18 protein-coding genes, 1 tRNA gene and 1 pseudogene are annotated in these 24723 nt (G+C 73.0%); 10 read left to right on the top strand and 10 right to left on the bottom strand.

The genetic code is table 11. The features are described from left to right. Window positions 1–87 precede the first annotated feature (87 nt). The 7 genes from ABEA26_RS18165 (at window position 88) to ABEA26_RS18135 (ending at window position 11465) form a co-directional block, all read left to right on the top strand. Entirely contained in the window at window positions 88–1569 is a 1482-nt protein-coding gene (locus tag ABEA26_RS18165; protein WP_425587861.1) for a hypothetical protein, read from the top strand. A 59-nt stretch (window positions 1570–1628) separates the two neighbouring features. Next, entirely contained in the window at window positions 1629–2678 is a 1050-nt protein-coding gene (locus tag ABEA26_RS18160; RefSeq protein ID WP_345593558.1) for a glutamate ABC transporter substrate-binding protein, read from the top strand. Between the two features lie 76 nt (window positions 2679–2754). After that, entirely contained in the window at window positions 2755–4092 is a 1338-nt protein-coding gene (locus tag ABEA26_RS18155; protein WP_345593557.1) for a hypothetical protein, read from the top strand. Between the two features lie 22 nt (window positions 4093–4114). Then, window positions 4115–6949 (top strand): serine/threonine-protein kinase, encoded by a 2835-nt coding sequence (locus tag ABEA26_RS18150; RefSeq protein WP_345593556.1) that lies wholly within the window; start codon window positions 4115–4117, stop codon window positions 6947–6949. Between the two features lie 3 nt (window positions 6950–6952). After that, window positions 6953–8410 carry a PP2C family protein-serine/threonine phosphatase gene (locus tag ABEA26_RS18145; RefSeq protein ID WP_345593555.1) on the top strand — a complete coding sequence of 486 codons (1458 nt, stop codon included), beginning with the start codon at window positions 6953–6955 and terminating at the stop codon, window positions 8408–8410. Between the two features lie 139 nt (window positions 8411–8549). After that, window positions 8550–9896, top strand: a complete 1347-nt coding sequence (locus tag ABEA26_RS18140) for a vWA domain-containing protein (protein WP_345593554.1) — start codon at window positions 8550–8552, stop codon at window positions 9894–9896. Between the two features lie 48 nt (window positions 9897–9944). Continuing rightward, window positions 9945–11465, top strand: coding sequence for an FHA domain-containing protein (locus ABEA26_RS18135; RefSeq protein ID WP_345593552.1), 1521 nt, complete (start codon window positions 9945–9947; stop codon window positions 11463–11465). Here ABEA26_RS18135 and ABEA26_RS18130 read toward each other — a convergent pair. Then, complete coding sequence (locus ABEA26_RS18130; RefSeq protein ID WP_345593550.1) at window positions 11462–12451, bottom strand: methyltransferase domain-containing protein; 990 nt, start codon at window positions 12449–12451, stop codon at window positions 11462–11464. The two genes, ABEA26_RS18135 and ABEA26_RS18130, sit on opposite strands and share 4 nt — an antisense overlap. A 125-nt stretch (window positions 12452–12576) precedes the next feature. On the opposite strand from ABEA26_RS18130, the gene ABEA26_RS18125 reads away from it, so the two are divergent. Next, the gene (locus ABEA26_RS18125) at window positions 12577–12990 is read left to right on the top strand and encodes a globin (RefSeq protein ID WP_345593549.1); all 414 of its coding nucleotides are present in this window, start codon (window positions 12577–12579) and stop codon (window positions 12988–12990) included. Between the two features lie 45 nt (window positions 12991–13035). Here ABEA26_RS18125 and ABEA26_RS18120 read toward each other — a convergent pair whose 3' ends face one another. The 8 genes from ABEA26_RS18120 to ABEA26_RS18085 all read right to left on the bottom strand — a co-directional run bounded on the left by ABEA26_RS18120 (window position 13036) and on the right by ABEA26_RS18085 (window position 23216). After that, on the bottom strand, window positions 13036–13722 hold the full coding sequence (locus ABEA26_RS18120; protein WP_345593548.1) for a DUF8185 domain-containing protein: 687 nt from the start codon (window positions 13720–13722) through the stop codon (window positions 13036–13038). After that, a complete protein-coding gene (locus tag ABEA26_RS18115; RefSeq protein ID WP_345593546.1) occupies window positions 13719–14129 on the bottom strand; it encodes an acyl-CoA thioesterase in 411 nt (136 codons plus the stop codon). The genes ABEA26_RS18120 and ABEA26_RS18115 overlap by 4 nt, the downstream gene beginning before the upstream one ends. A gap of 2 nt (window positions 14130–14131) precedes the next feature. Continuing rightward, window positions 14132–15796: an energy-dependent translational throttle protein EttA gene (gene ettA / locus ABEA26_RS18110; protein WP_345593545.1), complete on the bottom strand. Its 1665-nt coding sequence runs from the start codon at window positions 15794–15796 to the stop codon at window positions 14132–14134. A 257-nt stretch (window positions 15797–16053) separates the two neighbouring features. Then, window positions 16054–16731, bottom strand: coding sequence for a hypothetical protein (locus tag ABEA26_RS18105; RefSeq protein WP_345593543.1), 678 nt, complete (start codon window positions 16729–16731; stop codon window positions 16054–16056). Continuing rightward, window positions 16728–18140: a Cys-Gln thioester bond-forming surface protein gene (locus ABEA26_RS18100; protein WP_345593541.1), complete on the bottom strand. Its 1413-nt coding sequence runs from the start codon at window positions 18138–18140 to the stop codon at window positions 16728–16730. The genes ABEA26_RS18105 and ABEA26_RS18100 overlap by 4 nt, the downstream gene beginning before the upstream one ends. A gap of 353 nt (window positions 18141–18493) precedes the next feature. Continuing rightward, window positions 18494–18970 (bottom strand): single-stranded DNA-binding protein, encoded by a 477-nt coding sequence (locus ABEA26_RS18095; RefSeq protein ID WP_345593539.1) that lies wholly within the window; start codon window positions 18968–18970, stop codon window positions 18494–18496. Between the two features lie 319 nt (window positions 18971–19289). After that, a complete protein-coding gene (locus ABEA26_RS18090) occupies window positions 19290–21047 on the bottom strand; it encodes a GTPase (protein WP_345593537.1) in 1758 nt (585 codons plus the stop codon). Between the two features lie 561 nt (window positions 21048–21608). Continuing rightward, window positions 21609–23216 carry a dynamin family protein gene (locus ABEA26_RS18085; protein WP_345593535.1) on the bottom strand — a complete coding sequence of 536 codons (1608 nt, stop codon included), beginning with the start codon at window positions 23214–23216 and terminating at the stop codon, window positions 21609–21611. Between the two features lie 321 nt (window positions 23217–23537). On the opposite strand from ABEA26_RS18085, the gene ABEA26_RS18080 reads away from it, so the two are divergent. Both ABEA26_RS18080 and ABEA26_RS18075 read left to right on the top strand, forming a co-directional pair. Next, a tRNA-Arg gene (locus ABEA26_RS18080) sits at window positions 23538–23610 on the top strand. Window positions 23611–23684: 74 nt separating this feature from the next. After that, window positions 23685–23943, top strand: a pseudogene (locus tag ABEA26_RS18075) (D-2-hydroxyacid dehydrogenase family protein); the annotation flags it as partial. 137 nt (window positions 23944–24080) lie between these two features. On the opposite strand, the gene ABEA26_RS18070 reads toward ABEA26_RS18075, so the two are convergent. Further along, window positions 24081–24710 carry a DUF2087 domain-containing protein gene (locus ABEA26_RS18070; RefSeq protein WP_345593533.1) on the bottom strand — a complete coding sequence of 210 codons (630 nt, stop codon included), beginning with the start codon at window positions 24708–24710 and terminating at the stop codon, window positions 24081–24083. Between the last annotated feature and the right edge of the window lie 13 nt (window positions 24711–24723).

The raw sequence follows: 24723 nt of genomic DNA, 5'->3' as shown, positions 1-24723 counted from the left end.
TCGGAACAAGATCGGGCGAAGGCCGGTGCGAATGCCGGTGCGGGCAGCGATACTTGCGGCGACGGATGACCATGGGGGAGGTCAGCAGTGACTCAACAGCCGAAGGGCAGCGGGGCGCCACCACCCGGTCAGGGCGTGTCCACCATGCCCGCCGTACCGCCGCAGGCGCACCCACAGCCGCACTCGCAGCCGCAGCCGTCGCCCCGGCAGCGGCCAGGCGCCGGCGCCCCCGCCACGCCCCCTCCGGCGTCGCCCCGCCGCACCGCGTTCGCCGAGGGTGTGGACCGGCTGCGCGCGGCGGCCGTCACCGAACCGGGGCGGCTGCGCATCATCGGCGCGCTGCTCGCCGCGCTGGTCGTCGCCTTCGGCACCGTCACCGCCTGGCAGATGCAAGACCGGCACACAGCGGCCGACGACGTGCTCTTCCGCAGCCAGCCGCTCACCTCCGACGCGGCCGACATCTACCGCTCCCTCGCCGAGGCCAACACGGCCGCGTCCAGCGGATTCCTGGCCGGCGGCCAGGAGACCAAGGCGTCCCGCGACGGGTACGAGAAGGGCATCCGCACCGCCGCCGAGGGCCTCGTGAAGGCCGCCGCCGGCTCGGACGCCGACTCCCCCTCCGCGAAGACCATCACCAGGCTCAACCGCCTCCTGCCCGAGTACAAGGGCCTCATCGAGCGCGCCCGCACCTACAACCGCCAGGGCTTCCCGGTCGGCGGGGCCTATCTGCGCTACGCCAACGAGAAGATGCAGAAGGAGATGCTCCCGGCGGCGGAGGACCTCTACAAGACGGAGAACCAGCGGCTGCACGCCGACTACGGCGACGCCAAGCCCTACCCCTGGGCCGCGCTGGCCCTCGGCGTCCTCGCGCTCGCCACCCTGGCCTGGGCACAGCACCGCACCTACCGGCGCACCCACCGCGTCCTGAACCAGGGCCTGGTGGCCGCCACGGCCACCACCACGATCGTCCTGCTCTGGCTGGTCGTCGGCCACAGCGTCGCACGATCGGACCTGCGCGACTCCTACGAGAACGGCGTGCGCTCGCTGAACGTGCTGAACGACGCCCGCCTCGCCTCCCTCAAGGCCCGGGGCAACGAGAACCTCACCCTGGTGGCGCGCGGCGCGGAGACGAAGAAGGTGGACGGCGAGACGTACGACGCCTACGACTACGAATTCGGCCAGAACATGGCCGCTCTCGGCAAGAAGCTGGCCGAGGCGAAGCGGCTCGCCGACGACGAGGCGGGCAGGCTGCCCGTCGCCGCGGCCAACCGCGACATGACGGAATGGAAGAAGCGCCACGCGTCGGCCCGCGAACAGGACGAGAACGGCAACTACCAGCAGGCGCTGGACCTGGTCATCGGCGGCAAGGGGGCCACGGTCGAGTGCTTCGACGGCGTGGACGCCTCGCTCGACGACGCCCTGAAGCACGAGAAGCGGGAGTTCGAGCAGGCGGCCGGCGACGGCCTCGACGCGATGGACCACCTGCCGCAGGGCGCGGGTGTCCTCGCCGGCCTCGGCGCGGCGGGCGCGCTGCTGGGCATCGGCCGCAGGCTCTCGGAGTACCGGTGAAGCGCGGCGCGGACCCGGCCGACGGGCGGGAGGGGACACCCCTGAAAGGAGGCGCCAGGATGCGCGCACGACGACTGCGGGGCGGCCTGAGGGGCTGGGGCGGTGTGGGGGCGATGGCCTTCGCCTGCGCCCTCGCCGTGCTCTTCGCCCTGCTCCTGCCGCTGGTCCGCTCGCACGGCGAGGGCGGTGGCACGGGCACGGGCGGCCACGGTGTCGCCCACGGCAGCCAGGCGCGCGCCGCCGAGGAGTGCACGGAACCGTGGAAGCAGACGCTGTCCCCGTCCGGTGCCGACGGCCCCACCATCGACGAGATCCAGAACCGCCGGGGCGAGAAACGCAAGCTGATCGTCGGCGTCGACCAGAACAGCTACCGCTGGGGCTACCGCGACCCCAACAGTGGCGGTGACGCCGGGCTGGAGGGCTTCGACATCGACCTGGTGCGCCGTATCGCGGAGGACATCCTCGGCGACCGGAACGCCGTGCAGTTCAAGGCGATCACCACCGACCAGCGCATCCCCGCGATCGAGGACGGCTGGGTCGACATGGTCGTCCGCACGATGACCATCAGCTGCGACCGGCTGACCGAGGTCGCCTTCTCCGCGCCCTACTTCAAGACCGGCCAGCAGGTGCTGGCGCCCAAGTCCTCGGGCATCACCGGGTACGACAAGACGCTGGCCGGCAAGAAGATCTGCACGGCGGCGGGTTCGACAGCGCTGAGCACGCTGAAACGGGACCAGAAGAACGGCGAGCCGACCGCCGACGTCGACCTCGACACCACCGTGCCCAACCAACTGGACTGCCTGGTACGGCTCCAGCTCGGTGAGGTCGACGCGGTCGTCACCGACGGCGCGCTCGCCGCGAGCCTGGCCGCACAGGACCCCACGGTCGGACTGCGGGGCACCCCCTTCACCGACGACGAGTACTACGGCGTGGCGATGCAGAAGGACGCCGACGACCTGGTACGCCGGGTCAACCAGATCCTCGTGGAGTGGCGCGCGGACGACACCAGGGGCTGGACGTACTCGTACGACCGGTGGCTGTCACAGACCATGGAAGACGCGGCGCAGTGGGAGCCACCGGAGAAGCCGGAGTACCTGCGCACGAGCTGAACGACCGCCGCACACACGGAAAGACACGGAAAGACCACGAGACCACGTACAGGTCCGCGACAGCGAGAGGTGATCGATGGGCGACACGGGACCCACCGGGCCGGTGATGGACCGGGACGAGGTGGACCGTGCGCTGGCGCGGCTCGGCGCGGAGCACGAGGCCGTCGAGACCTCGCTCCTCGCCCTCCAGGACCACGCGGGCCGCAGACTCCTCGAAGGCGCCGAACTCACGGGGGTGACCGGCGAGCGCTGGGCCGCCGCCGAGGCGTCGATCACGCTGCTGTGGACCTACTTCGACGCGTACACGGGCGCGCTGCGCACCGCCCGGGAGATCCGCTCCCGGCGCCGTTGGTCCAGCCGTGAGGACCTGGTGGCGCTGACCGAGCTGCTGAGCGGCGAGGCCGTCACCGTGGCGGGCGGCGCCGCCGTGGCCACCGCCGACGCGCCCACCCCGCACGGCGGTCCGGGCCGCCTCAGCGAACGGTACTCGCTGGTCACGCTGGTGGACCGGATGAACCAGCTGTACGCGGCCGCCCTCGACATGGTGGTCGCCGCCGACGCGGTGTGGTCGGCGCTGCCCGCGCGGATCGATCTGCTCGCCGCCGAGCTCCATCGCACGCGCCGGCTCGCGCACTCCGTGGGCGTCCGTCCCGGCGAGCACCCGGCCGGCGACGACCTGGAACGGATCACCCGCACCCTGACGAGGCTGCGCGAGCAGGTGGTGTCCGACCCGCTGGCCTTCTGGCTGCCCGCAGAGGGCAGTTCGGCGCCGGGCGGTGGCCGGCCGGACACCACGGTGTACGACCGGGAGGCGCGCGCCCTGGAGGACGTGCGCCGCGAGATCGACGCCGTGCTGGCCGTGCGCCAGGACGCCGAGCAGCGGATCGTACGGCTGCGGGACGTCCTCTCCCGCGCGGACCGCACGCTCGCCGAGGCCCGCACCGCGCGCGGCGAGGTGCTGGCGAAGATCGCCGCGACGGAGGTGCCCGTGGTCGGCGGACCGCCGACCGCGCTGCAGGAGCAGCTGTCGGCGGCCGCCGAGTACCGCAGACACGCGCAGTGGCACCGCCTGTCCCCGCTCCTGGAGTCCCTGGAGGAGAAGGCGGAGGACGAACTGCTGCGCGCCCGCGAGTCGCTGACGGCGGTCACCGCGCCGCTCGCGGTCCGCGCCGAGCTGCGCGGCCGGCTCGACGCGTACCGGGCGAAGATGAGCCGGCTCGGCCACGCCGAGGATCCCGAGCTGGTCGAGAAGTACGAGAAGGCGCGCCGCATGCTGTGGAGCGCGCCCTGCGACCTGCGCGTGGCCGGGCAGGCCGTACTGCGCTACCAGCACGCGGCGGCCGAAGTACTCGGCTCGGCCCCGCGGGTGCCCGGTCAGGGCGGGCCGATGGACCGGACGGGGCCCGGCGCGTGAGCGACGAGGGGGAGGCAGCGTCATGAGTGAGGCAGGGCGGGCGTGTCAGCGCCCCGGCTGCGGTGGGGCCTACGAGGACATGGGCGGCGGCGAGCTGTACTGCGACACCTGCGGCCTCGCGCCGGTCGTCGCCTCCAACGGCATGGTCGGCTCGACACCGACCGGGATCACCGGAGGCGGCGGGCGGGGCTCGCGCGGCTCCCGGGGTTCGCACGGTTCGGCGGGCAGCGGGAGTTCACGGTCCAGCGGCCGCAGTCGCAGTTCGCGTACGTCGTCGCAGTCGTCGAAGTCGCGGCGTTCGGTGTCGGGACGCCTCTCGCGGGCGGTCTCGGGGCGGTCGACGAGTCGGTCGGTGTCGGTGCGCAGCTCGGGTGCCCCCGCCGGTTCCTCCGGGCGCGGGCGCCTCGGCGCCGGCCTGGTCGAGGTCCCGGCGATCCCGCGGCCGAACCCGCGATCGATGGTGCTGGACAACCCCGAGGTGCCCGAGCGGAAGCGGTTCTGCTCGCGCTCGGACTGCGGGGTTCCGGTCGGGCGCGCCCGCGGTGGGCGGCCCGGGCGCACGGAGGGCTTCTGCACCAAGTGCGGCCACCCGTACTCGTTCGTGCCCAAGCTGCGGACCGGGGACGTCGTGCACGGCCAGTACGAGGTGGTGGGCTGCCTCGCGCACGGCGGGCTCGGCTGGATCTACCTCGCCGTGGACAAGGCGGTCTCCGACCGCTGGGTGGTCCTCAAGGGCCTGCTGGACACCGGCGACCAGGACGCGATGGCGGCGGCGATATCGGAGCGTCGGTTCCTCGCCGAGATCGAGCACGCCAACATCGTGCGGATCTACAACTTCGTCGAGCACCTCGACCAGCGCACGGGCTCGCTGGACGGGTACATCGTCATGGAGTATGTCGGCGGCAAGTCGCTGAAGGAGATCGCCAACGGCCGGCGCACCCCCCAGGGGCGGCGCGATCCGCTGCCGGTCGAGCAGGCCTGCGCGTACGGCATCGAGGCGCTGGAGGCGCTCGGCCACCTGCACAGCCGCAACCTGCTCTACTGCGACTTCAAGGTCGACAACGCCATCCAGACCGAGGACCAGCTCAAGCTGATCGACATGGGCGCGGTGCGCCGGATGGACGACGAGGAGTCGGCCATCTACGGCACGGTGGGCTACCAGTCGCCGGAGGTCGCCGACGTCGGCCCGTCGGTGGCGTCCGACCTGTACACCGTCGGCCGCACGCTCGCCGTGCTGACGTTCGACTTCCAGGGCTACACCACGGTGTACGCCGACTCCCTGCCGGACCCGGACACCATCGACGTCTTCCGGCGGTACGAGTCGTTCTACCGGCTGCTGGTGCGTGCCACCGACCCGGATCCGGCCCGCCGGTTCGCCTCCGCGCAGGAGATGGCCGAGCAGCTGACGGGGGTGCTGCGCGAGGTGGTCTCGCTCCAGACGGGCCGCGCCCGGCCCGCCGTGTCCACGCTGTTCGGGCCGGAAGCCAGGGTGACGGACACGGAGTTGTTCCCGCGGCTGGAAGGTGACGTGTCGCTGCTGGGGGCGCGGGCGCCCCGTACGAAGCGGCGCGGCGCCGGTGCGGCGGCGGCGTTGCCGGGTGGCGCGGGCACGCTCCCCGCGCTGCCCGGCGGGACGAACGCGGCGGTCGGAGCACCGGGCGGGACGGGCACGGGTGTCGGCGGGGCCGGCGGGACGAACGCGGGGCCCGGGACGCACGGGACAGGCACGGGCCCCGGAACGCACGGTGGGCCAGGCACGGGCTCGGGGCCTGGGACAGACGGCGGGGCAGGCACAGGGCTTGGGCAGCAGGCCGGCGGCACGGGTGCGAGCGCCGCGCTGCCTGCCGCGGGCGCCGCGGGCGCCGCAGCCGGCGCGGTCGGCGGTCGCGGTGAGGGAGACGGCGCTTCCGGGCTGGTGAAGACCGCCGACGCGCCCGTCACCGCCCTCGCGCTGCCGGTCCCCCGGGTCGACGCCGGCGACCCCAACGCGGGCTTCCTCGCGGGCCTCATGGCGTCCGCGCCGGCCGAACTGCTGACCGCGCTGGCCTCCGCGCCGGCGCCGTCGACCGAGACCCGGCTGCGGCAGATCCGGGCCCGGCTGGAGAACGGCGACGCGCCCGGCGCGCTCGAGGCCCTGCGGACGCTGGAGGGCGAGCGGCCCGACGACTGGCGGGTGGTCTGGTACCAGGGGCTCGCCGCACTGGTGACCGGCGACCACGAGGGCGCCGCCCTGGCCTTCGACGCGATCTACGACGCCTTCCCGGGCGAGATCGCGCCCAAGCTCGCGCTCGGCCTGTGCGCGGAGGTACTGGGGCAGCTCGACAACGCCGCCGAGTACTACCGCCTGGTGTGGGCGTCCGACCCGAGCCATGTGAGCTCGGCGTTCGGACTGGCCCGGGTCCAGCTCGCCGCCGGCGACCGGACCGGTGCCGTACGGACGCTGGAGTCGGTGCCGGAGGCGTCCATACACTGCACGGCCGCGCGGGTGGCGGCCGTGCGGGCACGGCTGCGGCAGCGCACCGCGAGGGCGGGCGACGTGGCGTTCCTGGACGACCTGGTCGCCGCCGCGCGGCAGGTCGAGGCGCTGGACGTGTACGGTCTGGATCCGGCACGGCGCGAGCAGCTGTCGGCCGAGGTCCTCGGTTGCGCGCTGGACTGGGTACTCTCCGGAGGTCGGGGTTCCGTCCCATCCGCCGCCGGGGGACGGACGCTGCTCGGCAGCGGCCTGGACGAACGCGGCCTGCGTTTCGGCCTGGAGCGTTCGTACCGCACGCTGGCTCGGCTGGCGCGGGGCGGCGAGGAGAGGATCGACCTGGTGGAACGTGCCAATCGTTACCGCCCCCGGACGTGGGTGTAGTTGATGTCGCAGATGCCCCAGCAGGCCGCTGTGCCGAAGTGCCCGAGCTGCGAGGAACCCCTCGAGCCCGGTGACCGTTTCTGCGGCGCTTGTGGATACGACCTGTCCGCCGTGCCCGCACGGCCCGAGGACAGCCCGACCGTCGCCGTCAACGGCTCGGTGCCCGCGCCGGCGCCGCCGCCGGACGGTGTGGACTGGCCCGTGGCCCGGGACTCGGACGGCTCCGGCCGGCCCGCCCCGGTGCACGCGGCGGCCGAAGTGCCGGGCACCGACTCGGGCGGCTCACCGCTGCAGCCGGCGGAGCCGGCCCCGTCGGCGCCTCCGCTCCCGCCCGCGGCACCACCGATGCCGATGGCGCCGCCTGAGGCGCCCGGCGTGCGGCCCGACCGTCCCGGTCGTCCGCAGGACGCCGACGAGTACCCGTTGCAGGCGCCCGACCCGCGACTGGCCGCCGCGCCGCTCCCGGGCGCTCCGGCCCCGACTCCGGCCCCGGAGCCGGGCGCGACGGTCCGGGACACGCCGGTCGCGTCCGCGCCCGCCGTCGGCGGCAGGGTCTGTGTGGCGTGCCGCGCGGGACGGGTCGACGACGACGGCTACTGCGAGAACTGCGGGCACGCCCAGCCCCGCGAACGCGACCACATGGAGCAGGAGTCCGGTCCCGTCGCCGCGGTCAGCGACCGCGGTCTGCGCCACCACCGCAACGAGGACGCGTTCTCCGTCGGCTGCACCGCGCTGCCCGACGGCGCCCCCGCGAGCGTGGCGATCGTCTGCGACGGCGTGTCCTCCGCGACCCGCCCCGACGACGCCTCGCTCGCCGCGTCGCGGGCGGCCGGCGAGACGCTGCTCGGCGCCCTGCCGCGGGGCACCCATCCGCAGCAGGCCATGCACGACGCCATCGTCGCCGCCTCGCACGCCGTCAACGCGCTGGCCGACGAGCCCGCCACCGCCCGCGAGCGGGCCCCGCACCAGAACGCGCCCGCCTGCACCCTGGTCGGCGCCGTGGTGACCGCCGGTCTGCTGGTCGTCGGCTGGGTCGGCGACAGCCGCGTCTACTGGGTGCCGGTGGACCGGAGCACACCGCCCGCCCGGCTCACCGAGGACGACTCCTGGGCCGCGCAGATGGTCGCCGCGAACCTGATGAGCGAGGCCGAGGCGTACGCCGACGAACGCGCCCACGCGATCACCGGCTGGCTCGGCGCCGACGCCTACGAACTGGAGCCGCACACCGCGTCGTTCAAGCCGGACCGCGCGGGTGTGGTCGTGGTCTGCTCGGACGGCCTGTGGAACTACGCCGAGTCGGCCGAGGAGATGGCCGAGATCACGCCTCTCGACGCCGCCTCACGTCCGCTGCACAGCGCCCGCGTGCTGGTCGGTCACGCCCTGGACGGCGGGGGCCACGACAACGTAACAGTGGCCCTCGTGCCGTTCCCGGCACCGCCGCAGGGGGCAGGATCGGCCTGAGGCCCCCGCACGGGTCCCGAAGCCCCCGCACGGGCAGGGGTGGAGCGCGCGGTGCGGCCTCGCGGGCCGCAGGGGGCGGTCCGCGCCGGCAGCCAGACACCCCACCACCGTGGGGACGTAGAGGGGGATGCGACCCGGCATGGCCAATTTCTCGAAGTCGAACGTGCCTCAGTTCTCGATGGACGTCTACCAGAACGAGTACCTGCCCGAGGGCGGCCGTGAGGTCAACGCCATCGTGACGGTCACCGCGACCGGCGGCGGCACGGTCGGGAGCGCGGTGGCCGCGCCCCACCTGTACTCGCCGGGCCAGGGACCGTCCGCGGCCGTCGCGGTCATGGTCGACTGCTCGGGCTCGATGGACTACCCGCCCACCAAGATGCGCAACGCCCGCGACGCGACGGCCGCCGCGATCGACACCCTGCGCGACGGCGTGCACTTCGCGGTGGTCGGCGGCACCCACGTGGCCAATGAGGTCTACCCGGGCGGCGGCGGGCTCGCGGTCGCCGACGCCACCACCCGGGAGCAGGCCAAGCAGGCGCTGCGCAGGCTGAGCGCGGGCGGCGGCACCGCCATCGGCACCTGGCTGCGGCTGGCCGACCGGCTGCTGTCCACCGCGGACGTCGCCATCCGGCACGGCATCCTGCTCACCGACGGCCGCAACGAGCACGAGTCGCCCGAGGACCTCAAGGCGGCACTCGACGCCTGCGCGGGGCGCTTCACCTGCGACGCCCGCGGCGTGGGCACCGACTGGGAAGTGAAAGAAGTCACAGGCATCGCCTCCGCCCTGCTCGGCACCGCCGACATCGTCGCAGACCCGGCCGGCCTCGCCGCCGACTTCACGCGGATGATGGAGACGGCCATGGGCAAGGAGGTCGCGGACGTCGCCCTGCGTCTGTGGACCCCGGTCGGCACCACGGTGAAGTTCGTCAAGCAGGTCGCCCCCACGGTCGAGGAGCTGACCGGGCGCCGCACCGAGGCGGGCCCGCGCGCCGGGGACTACCCCACCGGTTCCTGGGGCGACGAGTCCCGCGACTACCACGTATGCGTGGAGGTACCGGCCGCCGACCTCGGCCGGGAGATGCTGGCCGCCCGCGTCTCCCTGGTCGTCCCCGAGTCCGACGGCAGCGTCGGCAACCTCGGCGCGCAGGGTCTCGTACGGGCCGTCTGGACGGACGACATGGCCGCCTCCACGTCGATCAATCCCCAGGTCGCCCACTACACGGGGCAGGCGGAACTGGCACAGGTCATCCAACAGGGGTTGGATTTACGCAAAGCGGGAGACATCGACGGAGCAACGGCCAAACTGGGTCGTGCGGTTCAGCTCGCCGGAGTCTCCGGAAACGCCGATACGGCGAAACTGCTTGCGAAGGTGGTGGACGTGGTCGACGCGGCGGCAGGTACTGTGCGACTGAAAGCGAAGGTCGAGGAAGCCGACGAGATGACTCTCGAGACCCGGTCGACAAAGACTGTTCGTGTAAAGAAGTGACACCGGACAACAGCGCTCCACGAGCCCGCAAGAGGGGGAAGCACCGACATGCCGACCTGCCCGAACGGACACCAGTCGGGTTCCGACGACTGGTGCGAGGTCTGCGGTCACCGCATGGCCGGTGCCGTGCCGCCCCCTCCTCCGCCTCCGCCCCCTGGCGGCGGCTACGGCTTCCCGCCGCCCGCCGGTCCCGGTAATCCGGGCCAAGGCCCCGGAGGAGCGGGCCAGGGACCTGGTGGTCCCGGCTCCCAACCGCAGCTGTGTCCGCAGTGCCGCACGCCGCGTGAGGGCGCGGCGCCGTTCTGCGAGGAGTGCCGGTGGAACTTCCTCACCAACACCGCCACGTCGTACACCCCGGCCGCCCCGCGCCCCTCGACGTCCGGCGGTCCGGCTCCGCACTTCCAGCAGCCGCCGACGGCACCGTCGTACGGCGGCGGTGACTCGTACGACTACCAGGGCTCCCGTCCTTCCCGGATGAACCGGCCGGCCGAGCCGATCCCGCCGGGCCCGCCCTTCGGCGGCCCCTCGGGGCCGGGCGGCCAGGGTGGTCCCGGTGGCGGCCCTGGTGGTCCCGGTGGTAGCCACGGTGGTCCCGGTGGCCAGGGTGGTCCGGGCAGCGGTCCCGGTGGTCCGGGCGGTCCGAACGGCCCCTCCGGCCCCTTCAACCCCGGCGGCCCGAACGGTCCCGGCGGATACGGCGGCCCCGGTGGCCCCCACAGTCCTGGCGGCCCCTCCGGGCCGCCTGCCCCGCCCGCCTTCGGTGCCGACCCGTCGCGGCCGGTTCCGCCGCCGCCCGGCCCAGGTGGGCCCGGCGGCGCTCCGCAGGGGTACCAGCAGTCCGGTCCGCCTGCCCCGCCCGCCTTCCCGCAGGAGACCAACCGGCCTCAGCAGGGCGGCCCGTCCTTCGGCGGCGGTGAGGACGACTGGGTGCTGTCGCCGCCGTCGTCCGCCGGTCACGGAGGGCCGGGCGGTCCGGGCGGTCCGGGCGGTCCGGGCGGTCCGGGCGGTCCCGGTGGTCCCGGTGGTTCGAACGGCCCGGGTCCGGCCCAGGGTGGCGGCTACGGCTATCCACAGCCCGGCGCGACCCAGGCCCCGCCGCCCCCGCCCGGCGGCGGCTACGGATTCCCGCCGCAGTCCCAGCAGCAACAGCATTCCCAGCAGCCGGCGACCTGGACGGCGACCGTCGGACCGGACCGTGAGTACTTCATGGCGATGATGCACCGCTCCGGCCCGGAGGCCGCCGGCCTGAACCTGCCCGCGTATTCGCCCGAGCAGCAGCGGACGCTCACCGGCAACCAGATCACCATCGGCCGCCGCCGGCACTCCACCGGCGACACCCCGGACATCGACCTCGCGGTGCCGCCGGAGGACCCGGGCGTCTCGCACCAGCACGCGGTGCTGGTGCAGCAGCCGGACGGGACCTGGGCGGTCGTCGACCAGAACTCGACGAACGGCACGACGGTCAACGGCGGCGACGAGCCGATCCAGCCCTTCGTGCCCGTGCCGCTGCAGGACGGCGACCGGGTGCACGTCGGCGCCTGGACGACGATCACGGTCCGCCGGGGCTAGTCGGCGGCCTGTCGGACGAAGGGCCAGGCGTACGGGCCCTCGGGGTCGTCCAGCCACGCCCAGGCCCGTTCACCGCGGACGGTGATGCCGTAGCGCTCGCGCCGCGGCGCGTCCTCGCGGTCCCACAGGGCGTACGCCTCCTGCGGATCGAGCCCGTCCCGGCTCAGCGCGAGCAGGAAGCGGAACAGGTCGTCCTCCCGGGCCCGGCGCGGCACCCCGCCCAGGCCCGGCGTCTCCGGCTCGGACCGGTCCGAGCCGCGCAGCGGCACGAAGTACGCGGGCGTGTGCAGGAAGCGCCCCTCGGCCTGCCCGGCGTCGTGGACGGTGAGCACGACCAGGCCGGTGGCGAGCGGGGTCAGGATCCGGCCGCCGGGACGGCACTGGGCGAGCCAGGCGCGCGGGACCGAGGGCAGCGAGCAGGTGGCGAGAATCCGGTCGTAGGGGGCGCGTTCGGGCACTCCGCGGGCGCCGTCGCCGGTGACGACGGCCGGGTGGTACCCGGCGGCGGCCAGATGCCGTCGGGCCGACTCGGTGATGTCGGTGTCCAGGTCGACGGTGGTGACCAGATCGTCGTCGCCGAGCCGGTGGGCGAGCAGGGCGGCGTTGTAGCCGGTGCCGGCACCGATCTCCAGGACCCGGTCGCCTTCCGTCACACCCAGCTCCACCAGCATCATCGCCATCAGCGACGGCTGGCTGCTGGAGGAGAGCAGTTCGCCGTCACGCAGCCGGGTGGCCAGCGGGGCGTCGGCGTAGGCGCCGCGCACCCAGCGTTCGCGGGCCTCCCGGTCGGGGTGCTCGCCCCAACGGCGTTCGTAGCCGCCCCGGGCACCGACGTAGTAGTAGGGCACGAAGAGATGCCGCGGCACCGTCGCGAACGTCTCCCGCCAGACCGGGTCGGCCGTCCAGGCGCCGCTCAGCTCGATCTCCCGCACCAGCTCCGCCCGAGCGGAGGCGGCGAGGCCGTCCAGGTCCTGGTACCCGCCCATGTCTCCACAGTAAGGGCCCGGCGGTGGATGGTGTGCGGTGCGCGACGTACCGTGTGCGGTGAGTGCCGTACGGGGTGAAGGGTGGGGTCCTACGCCTCAAGTCCTATGTCCGCGCGTCTGAGACCATGGACGACGTGACTGAGATTCGGCGCGGCACGCTTCAGGAGCAGACCTTCTACGAGCAGGTCGGCGGGGAGGAGACCTTCCGTCGGCTCGTCCACCGTTTCTACGAGGGGGTGGCCGAGGATCCGATCCTGCGGCCGATGTACCCGGAGGAGGACCTCGGTCCGGCCGAGGAGCGTTTCGCACTCTTCCTGATGCAGTACTGGGGCGGCCCCACGACGTACAGCGACAACCGCGGCCACCCGCGGCTGCGCATGCGTCACGCGCCCTTCGTCGTCGACCGGGCGGCGCACGACGCCTGGCTCAAGCACATGCGGGTCGCCCTCGACGAGCTGGGGCTCTCCGAGGAGCACGAGCAGACGCTGTGGAAGTACCTGACGTACGCGGCGGCCTCGATGATCAACACGCCGGACTGACCGACCGGCGGTCCGCCGGGGTGACGCGCGGGCGTCGCGGCGGGCTCAGCGAACGCTGATGCCCAGTGCCCCGGCAGCCCCCGCCCGGCGCAGGGCGACGGACCCGTAGGGCGTACGCAGCCGCAGCCACGCTCCCGAGGAGAACAGCTTCGGCGTGTCCGCGTCGAGGCCCCCCGGGGTCCGCAGGAACCCCAGTGACTGGGCCGCGTGTACGGCCCGCACCGGCAGCCCGGTGTCCCCGACCGTCCGGGACCATATCTCCCCGCCGATCCGGTCCAGCTCGGTCCGGGTGCGCCGCTCGGGCGCCAGCTCCGCCGTGCGGGAGCGGAACTCCGCCACCGCCGCGGCGACCAGCGCGCGCAGGGCGTCCGGGGCCGGCAGCCCCGGCTCGGGCCGCCAGCCGCCGCGCGGGGGCAGCATCCCGGCCCACGGGGGCCCGGTCACCGCGCCCGGCACACCGGTGGTGGCCGCCGACTCGTCCACCGTCTCCAGGAGCTCACCGGCGGACACGGTGACGTCCAGCGTGGCGTCGGGCCCGTTCTCGTACGGCTTGGCCAGCCGCGCCGTGCGCACGGCCAGCACTTCGAAGGAGGGCGGCCGACCGAAGACGGCGAGGGCCGTACCGGCCGCCTGGAGGCGCACCGCGGCCGAACGGTCGTAGTGGAGCAGGCGGGAGAGGAAGGCCGCGAGATCCGCGGCCTCCCCCTCGTCGGCCAGGTGGAGGTCCGTCATACGGCGACGGCCCCCTCCTTGTCGTCCGTGTACTCCTGGAGGAACTCCCGTTCCTCCACGGTGATCCGGCGCGGCCTCTGCCCCTCGAAGTCGAACGGCACGATCACCGTCGAGGCTCGGACGTAGACCTGGTCGCCGTCCTTGACCTCGTAGGTGAGCGTGAAGGAGGCGGCCCTTATCTCCGTGACCCACAGCTCGATGTCGACCGGGTGGTGCCGGTGGACGAGCTGCCGCTTGTAGTCGATCTCATGGCGTGCCACCACGGACCCCTGCTTGAAGTCCTTCTCCGGGCGGAACAGGAAGTCGATACGTGCCTCCTCCAGGTAGCGGAGGAACACCACGTTGTTGACGTGGCCGTACGCGTCCATGTCCGCCCAGCGCAGTGGGCAGCGGTAGATGTGCCGCAAGATCAGCCCCGGGTCAGCTTCTTGTAGGTGGCGCGGTGCGGGCGCGCGGCGTCGGCGCCGAGCCGCTCGACCTTGTTCTTCTCGTACGCGTCGAAGTTGCCCTCGAACCAGAACCACTTGGAGTCACCCTCGTAGGCGAGGATGTGCGTGGCGACGCGGTCCAGGAACCACCGGTCGTGGGAGACGACCACGGCGGCTCCGGGGAACTCGAGAAGGGCGTTCTCCAGGCTGCTGAGGGTCTCGACGTCGAGGTCGTTGGTCGGCTCGTCGAGGAGGAGCAGGTTGCCGCCCTGCTTGAGGGTGAGCGCGAGGTTGAGCCGGTTGCGCTCACCGCCGGAGAGCACACCGGCCGGCTTCTGCTGGTCCGGTCCCTTGAACCCGAAGGCGGACACGTACGCCCGCGAGGGCATCTCGACCTGGCCGACGTTGATGTAGTCCATCTCGTCGGAGACGACCGCCCAGAGCGTCTTCTTCGGGTCGATGTTCGCGCGGCTCTGGTCGACGTAGGAGATCTTGACGGTGTCGCCGACCTTGATGGAACCGGAGTCCGGCTCCTCGAAGCCCTGGATCATCTTGAAGAGGGTGGTCTTGCCGGCACCGTTGGGGCCGATGACACCGACGATGCCATTGCGGGGCAGCGTGAAGGAGAGGTCGTCGATGAGGACCTTGTCGCCGAAGCCCTTGGTGAGGTTGCTGACCTCGACGACGACGCTGCCCAGACGCGGGCCCGGCGGGATCTGGATCTCCTCGAAGTCCAGCTTCCGCATCTTGTCGGCCTCGGCCGCCATCTCCTCGTAGCGCGCGAGACGGGCCTTGGACTTGGCCTGCCGCCCCTTGGCGTTCGACCGCACCCACTCCAGCTCGTCCTTGAGCCGCTTGGCGCGCTTGGCGTCCTTCTGGCCCTCGACCTTGAGGCGGGTCTGCTTGGTCTCCAGGTACTTGGAGTAGTTGCCCTCGTAGCCGTGCAGCCGGCCGCGGTCGACCTCGCAGATCCAGCCGGCGACGTTGTCCAGGAAGTACCGGTCGTGGGTCACGGCCACGATGGTGCCCTCGTACTTGGCGAGGTGCTGCTCCAGCCAGTTCACCGACTCGGCGTCGAGGTGGTTGGTGGGCTCGTCGAGCAGCAGCAGGTCGGGCGCCTCGAGCAGCAGCTTGCACAGCGCCACACGCCGCTTCTCACCACCGGAGAGGTTCACGACGGGCCAGTCGCCGGGCGGGCACCCGAGCGCGTCCATGGCCTGCTCGAGCTGGGCGTCGAGGTCCCAGGCGTTGGCGTGGTCGAGCTCCTCCTGGAGCTTGCCCATCTCCTCGAGCAGGGCGTCCGAGTAGTCGGTCGCCATCTGCTCGGCGATCTCGTTGAACCGGTCGAGCTTGCCCTTGACCTCGGAGACGCCCTCCTGGACGTTCTCCAGGACGTTCTTCTCCTCGTTCAGCGGGGGCTCCTGGAGCAGGATGCCGACCGTGTAACCCGGCGACAGGAACGCGTCGCCGTTCGACGGCTGCTCCAGCCCCGCCATGATCTTCAGAATGGTCGACTTGCCGGCGCCGTTCGGCCCGACCACACCGATCTTCGCGCCGGGCAGGAAGCTCTGGGTGACGTCGTCGAGGATCACCTTGTCGCCGTGCGCCTTGCGCGCCTTGCGCATGGTGTAAATGTACTCAGCCAAGAGAAACCGTCCGGCAGCTTGATCAGGCAGTGGGCAGATACACCCCATCTTGCCGCACCGCCACCCCTGTGAGGAAACGCGTTCCGGCCGGGCCCTCTGACCTGGCCTTTCACGCATCGGGTTGTCGTGCCACCGTGACCAGCGCGGCGGAGCGCCCGCCCCAGCGCCATGGACCGCCTCTGGGATGACGCCGGCCACCCTGGGCCGTCACTGCCGCACCGGGTCGCAACGGGACGAGCACCACCTCAAGGTGGCTTTCACTGTCGGCCGGGGGCGAGCAGTCGCTTGCGATGGCCGATGCGGCGGACGGCGGTGACGAGGGCGATGATCACGCAGATGCTGATCCCGAGGACGGGGAGAGCGATGGCCAGGATCAGCCAGCCCGCGAACGCGACAAGACCTCCGGAGTCCCCGACGGCATAGCGGGAGAGCGCCTCGGACGAGCAGGTGACCGCGTAGTCGCCCGCCCGCGGCACGTCGACGGTGTGGAGCGGCGTCCAGGTCTCGTCGCGGGTGAGGAACACGTCGCTTCCCGGATCGGTGAGGCCTGGGGCGCCCGGCCCGGTGATGTGGCACTCCGGGCCGGGCGACCGGCCCGGGTACTTGACCCAGATCGTCTTCTCGCTCTCCGGTCCGAGCCGGAGACTGACGGTCTCGCCGTTGGCGAACTGATGGTCGGTGTCCACCGCGTCGATCAGGTTGTTGAACCGGTACACACCGATGGCCACACCGAGCACGATCAGCACGACGGCGATCGCGGCCCCTGTGACATACCAGTGACGGCCGGGCCGGAGTTCGCTCGCCGGTATCCGCGGCGGTGGGTGGGGCCGCGTCGACGCGTCGTGGGCCGGACCTGCTGCCCGGCCGACGAGCCTTGCGGCCCCGCGCCGCGGATCGGGTGAGGCGGCGCCCTCGCGGCGAGGGCGAGTCGTCACCGCTCGTTCCTTCGGCGGAGGAACAGCAGGACCGCGCCGCCGATCACGACCAGGCCTATGGCCGCGCCGCCTATCAGGGGCGTCGCGCCCGAGCTGCCCGTTTCGGCGAGATTGGGGTCCGGGGTGGGGGTGGGGGTGACGACCTCGGTGGGGGCCGGTTCGCCGAGGGGGCGGGTGGTGTCGGCCAGTGCGGCGCTCTGGGTGCGGCAGTCGAGAACGCCCGTGAAGCGCTGCTCCAAGCCGGCCGGGCCGCGGATGGTGAAGTCGTAGGCGCGGTCCTCCGGCAGCGGGACCGTCACCGTCCGGGTCTCGCCGGCCTCGATGGTGTACTCGGTGTCCAGCAGCTCGAAGGTGAAGGGCTCGTCACCCTTGTTGACCGCGGTGATGTCCAGGGCACCCTCGGCGCAGTTCTTCCTGGCTGACAGGGCGGGTATCGGTCCCCGGTCGGCCCATGTGGCGCTCGCCGTCGCCGCGACCGTGGACTCGCTGGAGCCGGCCAGGATCTGCGTCTGGCTGCGGCTCTCGGAGGCAAAGGCGCGGCCGACCGGCACGGTGGTCGAGGCCTGGACCGTCAGGTCGGCGGTGCCGGCCGCCGCGTCCTCGGGCACCTCGAAGAAGATCTGGGAGCCGTTGGTGACGGAGGTGACGGGCTCGCCCTTCTTGTCGACGATCCGCACCCCGCCGGTAGTGGCGTCCACCGGTGGCGTCACCGTCGCGCCGTCGGCGTTGGTGCGCACCGTCACCGGGCCGATCCGCTCACCGGGACGGCCCGAGACCGCGGGCGGGTCCAGACTGAGCGACGCCGCGGGCTCCGCGAGGTCGCGGGCGCTCTTCTCGAGGTGGTCGGCGAGCCGCTCGGCCTGGGGGTCGACGGCCTCGACATCCGTGTCGTCCGAGTAGCGCCAGATGGCCACCTGGGTGCCGGCCGCCGCATCCTGCTCGGTGAGCCCGCCGCGGACACCCGCCTTCTTGGCGAGCGCGGCGAGGTCGTTGACCTGGGGGTAGGAGTTCTGCAGGATCCAGCGGACGCGGCCGGCGTCCTTGTTGGTGCCCAGCGACGTGCCGCTCCAGGGGGTCTCCTGGTACTTGGCGTCCTTCTGCGTCGGGTTCTGGATGTCGACGCAGTACGTCTGCAGCGTCCCGCCGCCCTCGACGGACATCTCGAACAGGCCCGCCGGCACCTCGTGGTCGCCGTCCGCCCCGTGGATGACCGCGAGGCCGTGTGTCTTGAGGCCACCTATGGTGGCCGTCGCCCCGCCCTGCCCCCGCGCCGCCGCGTCCTGGGCGGCAACTGCCGGGCCGGCGCCGGTCACCACACCCGCGGCGGCGAGCGCGGACACCAGTGCCGCGGCCGCCAGTCGCCTCGCCTTCCGACCGGGCAGAGACAGCGCAGTGAGCGAAGAAAACACCAAATTCCCCTTCGAGCAGGACCCGTTGACGTGGGGGGCACGGTCCCACCAGCAGAATCACCAGCCCCGTAGGGCTCGTTCGGCATCCTAAGGACGTGACACACCGTGCTTGCCGGTGATGTCGGCCCGCACGGTGATCCGACTCGGAATCGTTATCGCCGACGGGGCCGTGAGCAGGGCTTATCGACAAATCCACCCGGGTTTGTTCGGGACGGGTTCGCCGATAAGCCGTACTTCGGTCATCCCTGGTGGTCATCCCTGGTGGTCAGCCCAGGCGGTCAGCCCAGGCGGTCAGCCCAGGCGGTCAGCCCTGGCGGTCGGCCCTGGCGGTCGGCCCCGGTGGTCCGTCGGCGTCAGGCTCCCACCGCCGCGGCGGGTTCCGTTCGATGTTCGGGGGTGTCCGGGACGGGAGGCTCCCCGGCAGCTGTCTCCCAGTTGGGTTCGGGACGCGGAGGGGAGGCCGCCGTCTCCGTCCTGCCGGTGCGCCGGAACGCCGCCGTGCCGCGCGAGAGGTCGTGCCCGATCGCCACCGCGTCGATGTCCGCCGAGGTCCAGTTCTGCCCCTCGCGCACGTCCGTGCGCACCTTCAGGCGGCCCTGGACCACGACGGGTTCACCCACCGCCAACGACGCCGACACGTTGCCGGCCAGCTGCCGGTTGGCCCAGACGGTGAAGAAGTTGGTGTGGCCGTCCGCCCACGCGCTCTTCTCCCGGTCCCAGTAGCGCGCGGTCACCGCCAGCCGGAACCGCGCCGACGGTCCGTTCGCCAGCTCCCGGAACACCGGCTGCGTCGCCACGTTGCCCACGGCACAGATCATCGTCTCGTTCATCGTGAGTCCTCCCTCCCGTACGGGCGCGTCCCGTACGGCTGCGTCCGGCGCGGCGTGCGTCCGATTCCCGTGCGCCGCCGCTGTCCGTGACGACCGCGTCCGTCGCGATCGCCGCGAGGCCAGACTGCCTCCGTCCGGGCCGGGCCGCCGAGGGCTGTGGACGGTCTCCCTGCTTGTGGAGAACTCCGCCACCCTTTCGGGGCCGTACGGACCCTTCCGGGTTCCTCCGGACCCTTCCGGGTTCCTCCGGACCCTTCCGGGTTCCTCCGGGCCCTTGCAGGCTCTTCCGCGCCCTCCGGGCGGGAGACCCGCTCGCCGTTCACCTCGCCGCCGCGCCCGCCCCCGTGACCCGCCCGTACTGCTCCCGCACTTCCCGGTATCTCAGCAGTTCCGCCGCCAGCGGATCCAGCACCCTGGCCCGGCCGCACCCCGCGGCGGCCTCCCGCAACAGGCGTTCCGCCTCGTGGCCGTAGCGCCGTGCCGGTCCGCGCGCCGCGATGCGGCAGCTCCACTCGATGAAGGGCCCACCGATGATGCCGGCCACCATAAGCAGCACCGGCACGCCCAGGTTCGGCGGCAGGAAACCGATGATCTGGCCCAGCAGCCACAGGCCGCCCACCACCTGCAACAGAGTCATGGACGCCTGGGCCAGCACGGCCACCGGCCACCAACCCGGCCGCGGCGGACGCCCCGGCGGCAGCCCCGTGCGCACCGCCAGCTCGTCGAGGGCCTCCGGCAGCCCCTGCGCGCCCCGGACGGCCGCCTCGCGCATCGCCTGCGCCCACGGCACCGGCAGCCCCGCCGACGCCCGGTCGGACACCGTACGCACCGCCTGCTCGACGCGCTGCCGGGCCGTGGCCTCCTCGTCCGCCTGGGCGCGCAGCGAGATCCGCCCCGTGGGTGGTTCGCGCCGGTCGCGATGCCAGCGCCACAGGCGCAGCCAGGGCGTGCCGCACGCGCGGTTGGCGTTGCGCAGCCAGGCACGTTCGGCGGCCTCGCCGGCCGCGGTGGCACCCACCGCGTCCGCGAGCCGGTCCGCGAACTCCTCCCGTGCCTCCTCGCTGAGCCCGGTCCGCCGCCCGGTGACGTACACGGGACGCAGACGCCAGGCCGCCGCGTCCACGTCGGCCGCGATACGGCGCGCCGGCGCCTGCCGTTCGGCGACGAACTGGCCGATCACCTCGCGCAGTTCACCGATGCCCTCCCCGGTGAGCGCGGACAGGGCGAGCACGGTGGCGCCCGGTTCGTCGTACTCCCCCAGGGGGATGCCGTCCTCGTCGAGCAGCCGCCGCAGGTCGTCGAGGACCTGTTCGGCGGCCTCCCCGGGCAGCCGGTCGACCTGGTTGAGGACGACGAAGGTGACCTCCGCGTGGCCGGCCATCGGCCGCAGGTAGCGCTCGTGGAGCACGGCGTCGGCGTACTTCTCCGGGTCGACGACCCAGACGACGGCGTCGACGAGCGCCAGGATGCGGTCCACCTGCTCGCGGTGCTGCACGGCGGCCGAGTCGTGGTCGGGCAGGTCGATCAGGACCAGCCCGCGCAGCGGCGAGTCGGCGTCCGGGTGCTGCAACGGGCGACGGCGCAGCCGGCCGGGAATACCGAGCCGGTCCAGGAGACCGCCCGCGCCGTCGCTCCAACTGCACGCGATGGGTGCCGCGGTGGTCGGGCGGCGGACGCCCGTCTCGGAGATCGTCACCCCGGCGAGCGTGTTGAACAGCTGGGACTTGCCGCTGCCGGTCGCCCCCGCGATGGCGACGACCGTGTGCTGCCCGGACAGCCTGCGCCGCGCGGAGGCCTCGTCGAGGACCCGGCCCGCCTCGGCCAGTGTCCCGCTGTCGAGCCGGGTGCGTGAGAGCCCCACCAGCTCGCGCAGCGCGTCGAGCCGCGACCTGAGCTGTCCGTCGTACGCGAGGGGCATCAGGGCGGCCGAGGAGCCGGCCGGCCTGCTCGGCCGGACGGCGAACTGCTCCGGGCCGGCGTTCTCGTCCACCCGCCGCGCGATCAGCCCGTCGCCCCAGGCGCCCTCACCGTCCCCGGAACCGGACGCGGAACCGGACGCGGGCACGGAGGCAGCCACGGACGCGGACGGTGAACCGTGCCCGGACGCGGGCACGGACGCGGGCACGGACGAAGAACCGGACACGGACGAACCGTCGGCCGTGCGCTCCCGACCCGCCTCGCGCTCCCGACCGGCCGCGCCCTCCCTACGATCCCGGGCCGCCGTACGGCCCGGGTCCCCCGTCCGGCCCGGGTCCCCCCTCCGGCCCACGGGCTGCGACCGACCTCCGCGCTCCGTACGATCCCTGAGCTCATCTCCTCGGTCCCGGTCCTGGTCCTGGTCCTGGTCCCGATGCCGGTCCCGATCCCGGTCCGGACGGCGGTGCGCCCCGCCGTCCGGCACCCGCGCGTGAGGGCCGCGCACGCGTTCGCTCGGGCGCTCCTGCGGGCGTGCCCCCTGCCCGATGTCCCCGGCGGCGGCCTCCCGTGCGGCGTCCTGCTCGGCGGCCCGCTCCTGGCCGCCACGGCCGTCCCCGGGACCCGTCTGGTCTCTCCGGCTCCCCGGATCTGCCCGGCCCGCCTCCTCCGTCGTGCGGTCGGTGTGCTCGGTGGGGTCCTGGTCAGTGACGGCGGTCACCGGTCACCTCTCCTTCTGCAGTACGGACAGCGCGGCGATGAGTTCGGCCTGCGGCTCGGGATGGACCTCCAGCCCGTCGAGCGGCGTCAGCCGGCGTTCACGCTCGATGTGCACGACCCGGTCGACGTGTTCGTCGAGCAGCCGTCCGCCCCGGTCGCGCAGCCGCAGCGCGCCGTGGGCGCCGATCCGCTCGGCCAGCCGCTCCCCTGCGATACGTGCCCGCCGCCCGCCCAGCAGCACGGTGGCGACGAGGGCGGCGACCACGCCCGGGTCCGGGGCCATGCTCCGGTCGAGTTGGCCCACCTCCTCCTCGGCGTACTCCTCCAGTTCCCGCCGCCACCGTCGTACCGCCATCCCGATGCGGTGCTCGGCGCTCTCCGGGGCCGGGTCGCGGTCGGCGAGTTCCGGTGCGGCGGCCGCCGGTTCGCGCCGCCAGGCCTCGTCGACGCGTTCGTCGGCGGCGGTGACGGCGCACAGCAGCAGCGCGCCCAGGCTCTCCACCAGCGAGTCGAGGAGTTCCTCGGGGGAGCAGTCGAGGGGGAAGGCCCGCCACCGCTTCAGCGCGTCCCCGGCGAGCACGGCCCCCGCCTGCAACCGCCCCCGCACGCGCGCGTGCTCGCCGTCGTACGCGCCGTCGACAGCCGCGGTGAGGCGCAGCGCGGCGGCGTACTGGGCGGCGGTGGCGCCGGCCAGTTCGGGCATCCGGGACTTGAGGGAGTCCAGGATGCCGTTGGCCGTGCGGGCCATGGTGTGGTGCCGGGCTTCGAGGTCCTGTGCCCGGTGGACGAGCCAGGACCGCAGCGGTGCCACGGCGGTGGCCGGCAGCAACCCGCCGCCCCAGGCCGACTCGGGCAGTTCGGGCACGGTGAAGCGGGGGACCTCGCCGAGGCCGGCCTTGGTGAGCAGTGCGCCGTACTGCCGCGCCACCTCGGACACCACCTGGTGGGGCACCCGGTCGAGCACGGTGACCAGGGTGGCGTCGTACTCCTTGGCGGTGCGCAGCAGATGCCAGGGCACGGCGTCGGCGTACCGGGCGGCGGTGGTGACCATGACCCAGATGTCGGCGGCGCAGAGCAGTTCGGCCGCCAGGACGCGGTTGTCGGCGACGAGGGAGTCGATGTCGGGCGCGTCGAGGAGGGCGATGCCGGGCGGCAGGGTGTCGGCGGTCTCGACGCGCAGCACGCGCGCGGGGTTCTCGCCCGGCAGGAGCAGGTCGTCGTCGGGTTCCCGGTGCGGCACCCACACGCGCGTGAGGTCGGGCAGCACCCGCATGCCGCTGAACCAGTGATGGTCCTCCGGGTGGCAGACCAGCACCGGAGTCCTGGTCGTGGGCCGCAGCACCCCCGCCTCGCTGATCCGCCGCCCCACGAGGGAGTTCACCAGGGTGGACTTCCCGGCACCGGTGGATCCGCCCACAACGGCCAGCAGGGGCGCTTCGGGCTCCTTCAAGCGGGGCACCAAGTAGTCGTCGAGCTGTGCGAGCAGTTCGTCGCGGTTGGCGCGCGCGCGTGGGGCCCCCGCCAGGGGCAGCGGGAAGCGTGCGGCCGCGACACGGTCGCGCAGGGCGGAGAGTGCGTCGAGCAGCTGAGGCCGTACGTCCAAGGTCACCACATGTGAAGAATGCCCAATTTTAGGGGAATTCTGAAGCATATGAGCATGTCTGCGCGCCGACCGGACACTCCGGACGGAAGGGACTACTGGGACGCGATGAGACTCCAGGCATAACGAGTGCACAACACCCGATGCGCGAGACGCCAAAAGCGATGCACGATTCGTACCTGCCTGCGATTATCAGGACCGCTTCACCGAACCTCCACATCGAGCCACGGAGGGGAAGCATCAGGGACATGGAGCCGGGAGCCCTATCCTTGTCCCCGGCACCGTCACGGATCAGCCCACACCCGGGCACCACGACCAAGGCCACCACACCAGGCCCCCGTAGCTCAGTGGATAGAGCAGGCGCCTTCTAAGCGCTTGGCCGCAGGTTCGAATCCTGCCGGGGGCACCTACCCCAAGTGACCAGCGGAAACGCTGGTCATTTTCATTTCTGGCCTGGTGCACATCGCTACCGGGTCAAGCGCCTTGACCGCCCGGCTGGCCCGGCTGAAACTGATCGTCGCCTCCGGCATGCGCAACAGCGTCATCGACTACGCCGCCGCCGACGCGCACGGCGTCACCGTATGCGGTACGGCCTCTTCGTCGACCCGCCCGTGGAACTGACCTGGACCCTGCTGCTGGGCCTGGCCCGCGGCATCGCCCAGGAGAGCGACGCGCTTCGCGAGGGCGGCCCTTGGCGGCAGACTGTGGGCGCCGACTGCACGGACGCCGCCTGGGCCTGTCGGCCAGGCGGTCGAGGCGATCCGCGCCCACCTCGCGGGCTCGCCCGTACGCCGTCTGCCCTGATGCCGCTGCCTGTGCCTGTGCCTGTGCCTGTGCCTGAACGACGCCGGATTCCCCCCGTTTCCGGGGCGGCGCTCAGGCGATCCCCGCCCGGGCCGACTCCGCCGGCCGCCAGTACGTACCGCCGCTCCGGCGCAGGTGGTCGAGGTCCACCAGGTGGCGCCGGAGCGTCACATGGTCGACGTCACCGTCCTGGCACCACACCCGCAGCTTCTCGTCGACGGTGCGTTCCGGATACTCCACGCCGGGTGTGAAGGTCTGCTCGGCGATGTGCCGCAGCACCACCTTCTTGCGCGTCCAGCGGGCGGGGAGGCGGACCAGCTTCCCGTCCTTGACGAAGGTCCGCACGATCACACCGGCCCGGTCCTCACCCGCGTCGGCGCCACCGGCGGCCTCCACCGCCTGCCGGCCCGCGCGGGCCAGTTCGCTGAAACGGTCATGGGCGACGACGAGCGCACCGCCGTCCGCGGACGTCACCACGCCGTGCTCCCGCAGCCGCCGCAGCGCGGCGGCCGTCTCCTTCGAGGACAGGCCGGCCGCCTCGGCCACCTGCGCGTCGCCGCCCGCTCCCAACGCCACTGCCGCGAAGGCGCGCAGCCGGTTCTCCTCGGCGAACAGATCTGAAAGGCCGGACAGCAAGGTCAGCACGGACGGCTCCGACGCGTCGGTGAGGCGGTCCGGTCGGCCGGGTTGCTCGTTATCCATGCCGAGACGCTAG

The organism is Streptomyces marokkonensis (genome assembly GCF_039539045.1).
Classification (GTDB): domain Bacteria; phylum Actinomycetota; class Actinomycetes; order Streptomycetales; family Streptomycetaceae; genus Streptomyces; species Streptomyces marokkonensis.
The sequence above is the reverse complement of the archived record's forward strand: the minus strand, read 5'-3'. Positions and strand labels throughout refer to the sequence as shown.

Excerpts from the sequence above, each read along its gene's own strand:
- ABEA26_RS18120 (WP_345593548.1), bottom strand. The coding sequence starts at position 13,722 with ATGACGGACCTCCACCTGGCCGACGAGGGGGAGGCCGCGGATCTCGCG.
- ABEA26_RS18140 (WP_345593554.1), top strand. The coding sequence starts at position 8,550 with ATGGCCAATTTCTCGAAGTCGAACGTGCCTCAGTTCTCGATGGACGTC.
- ABEA26_RS18150 (WP_345593556.1), top strand. The coding sequence starts at position 4,115 with ATGAGTGAGGCAGGGCGGGCGTGTCAGCGCCCCGGCTGCGGTGGGGCC.
- ABEA26_RS18130 (WP_345593550.1), bottom strand. The coding sequence starts at position 12,451 with ATGGGCGGGTACCAGGACCTGGACGGCCTCGCCGCCTCCGCTCGGGCG.
- ABEA26_RS18095 (WP_345593539.1), bottom strand. The coding sequence starts at position 18,970 with ATGAACGAGACGATGATCTGTGCCGTGGGCAACGTGGCGACGCAGCCG.
- ABEA26_RS18070 (WP_345593533.1), bottom strand. The coding sequence starts at position 24,710 with ATGGATAACGAGCAACCCGGCCGACCGGACCGCCTCACCGACGCGTCG.
- ABEA26_RS18160 (WP_345593558.1), top strand. The coding sequence starts at position 1,629 with ATGCGCGCACGACGACTGCGGGGCGGCCTGAGGGGCTGGGGCGGTGTG.
- ABEA26_RS18135 (WP_345593552.1), top strand. The coding sequence starts at position 9,945 with ATGCCGACCTGCCCGAACGGACACCAGTCGGGTTCCGACGACTGGTGC.
- ABEA26_RS18145 (WP_345593555.1), top strand. The coding sequence starts at position 6,953 with ATGTCGCAGATGCCCCAGCAGGCCGCTGTGCCGAAGTGCCCGAGCTGC.
- ABEA26_RS18125 (WP_345593549.1), top strand. The coding sequence starts at position 12,577 with ATGGACGACGTGACTGAGATTCGGCGCGGCACGCTTCAGGAGCAGACC.
- ABEA26_RS18155 (WP_345593557.1), top strand. The coding sequence starts at position 2,755 with ATGGGCGACACGGGACCCACCGGGCCGGTGATGGACCGGGACGAGGTG.